This window comes from Poseidonibacter lekithochrous (genome assembly GCF_018861145.1).
Taxonomy (GTDB): Bacteria; Campylobacterota; Campylobacteria; order Campylobacterales; family Arcobacteraceae; genus Poseidonibacter; species Poseidonibacter lekithochrous_A.
In genome coordinates this window covers 1-1,949 of record NZ_JAHKQT010000019.1, presented here as the reverse complement: position 1 = coordinate 1,949, position 1,949 = coordinate 1, and the positions used below count along the sequence as shown (strand labels likewise).

Sequence of the window (1,949 nt, the reverse complement as noted above, 5' to 3'; positions counted from 1 at the left end):
TCAGATGTGTATTAGAGACCGTATGGGTTTCAGCAGCGACTACAGTGAAGTGAGTCTTCCCTTGTTATTGTGTAGCCAGAATGCCGCAAAACTTCCATGCCTAAGCGAACTGTTGAGAGTACGTTTCGATTTCTGACTGTGTTAGCCTGGAAGTGCTTGTCCCAACCTTGTTTCTGAGCATGAACGCCCGCAAGCCAACATGTTAGTTGAAGCATCAGGGCGATTAGCAGCATGATATCAAAACGCTCTGAGCTGCTCGTTCGGCTATGGCGTAGGCCTAGTCCGTAGGCAGGACTTTTCAAGTCTCGGAAGGTTTCTTCAATCTGCATTCGCTTCGAATAGATATTAACAAGTTGTTTGGGTGTTCGAATTTCAACAGGTAAGTTAGTTGCTAGAACCCATGGCTCCTTTGCCGACGCTGAGTAGATTTTAGGTGACGGGTGGTGACAATGAGTCCGTGTCGAGCGCTGATTTTTTCGGCCTTTAGAGCGAGATTTATACAATAGAATTTGGCATGAGATTGGATTGCTTTTAGTCAGCCTCTTATAGCCTAAAGTCTTTGAGTGACTAGATGACATATCATGTAAGTTGCTGATAGGTTTCCAGTTTTCCGCTCCTAGGTCTGCATATTGTACTTTTCCTCTTACTCGACTTAACCAGTACCAACCCAGCTTCTCAACGGATTTATACCATGGCACTTTAAAGCCAGCATCACTGACAATGAGCGGTGTGGTGTTACTCGGTAGAATGCTCGCAAGGTCGGCTAGAAATTGGTCATGAGCTTTCTTTGAACATTGCTCTGAAAGCGGGAACGCTTTCTCATAAAGAGTAACAGAACGACCGTGTAGTGCGACTGAAGCTCGCAATACCATAAGTCGTTTTTGCTCACGAATATCAGACCAGTCAACAAGTACAATGGGCATCGTATTGCCCGAACAGATAAAGCTAGCATGCCAACGGTATACAGCGAGTCGCTCTTTGTGGAGGTGACGATTACCTAACAATCGGTCGATTCGTTTGATGTTATGTTTTGTTCTCGCTTTGGTTGGCAGGTTACGGCCAAGTTCGGTAAGAGTGAGAGTTTTACAGTCAAGTAATGCGTGGCAAGCCAACGTTAAGCTGTTGAGTCGTTTTAAGTGTAATTCGGGGCAGAATTGGTAAAGAGAGTCGTGTAAAATATCGAGTTCGCACATCTTGTTGTCTGATTATTGATTTTTCGCGAAACCATTTGATCATATGACAAGATGTGTATCCACCTTAACTTAATGATTTTTACCAAAATCATTAGGGGATTCATCAGTACCGGGCGTATTTTTTGAGTTATCGAGATTTTCAGGAGCTAAGGAAGCTAAAATGGAGAAAAAAATCACTGGATATACCACCGTTGATATATCCCAATGGCATCGTAAAGAACATTTTGAGGCATTTCAGTCAGTTGCTCAATGTACCTATAACCAGACCGTTCAGCTGGATATTACGGCCTTTTTAAAGACCGTAAAGAAAAATAAGCACAAGTTTTATCCGGCCTTTATTCACATTCTTGCCCGCCTGATGAATGCTCATCCGGAATTTCGTATGGCAATGAAAGACGGTGAGCTGGTGATATGGGATAGTGTTCACCCTTGTTACACCGTTTTCCATGAGCAAACTGAAACGTTTTCATCGCTCTGGAGTGAATACCACGACGATTTCCGGCAGTTTCTACACATATATTCGCAAGATGTGGCGTGTTACGGTGAAAACCTGGCCTATTTCCCTAAAGGGTTTATTGAGAATATGTTTTTCGTCTCAGCCAATCCCTGGGTGAGTTTCACCAGTTTTGATTTAAACGTGGCCAATATGGACAACTTCTTCGCCCCCGTTTTCACCATGGGCAAATATTATACGCAAGGCGACAAGGTGCTGATGCCGCTGGCGATTCAGGTTCATCATGCCGTTTGTGATGGCTT

The 1,949-nt window shown here is 43.9% G+C and carries 2 protein-coding genes; one reads left to right on the top strand and one right to left on the bottom strand.

All coding sequences use genetic code 11. The features are described from left to right. Window positions 1-29: 29 nt before the first annotated feature. A complete protein-coding gene (locus tag KO488_RS07710) occupies window positions 30-1,193 on the bottom strand; it encodes an IS4-like element ISVsa5 family transposase (RefSeq protein ID WP_216058223.1) in 1,164 nt (387 codons plus the stop codon). 160 nt (window positions 1,194-1,353) lie between these two features. Between KO488_RS07710 and catA the strand changes: the two genes are divergently transcribed. Further along, the coding region (gene catA, locus KO488_RS07705; RefSeq protein ID WP_079846806.1) for a type A chloramphenicol O-acetyltransferase at window positions 1,354-1,949 on the top strand (596 nt) is incomplete at its 3' end.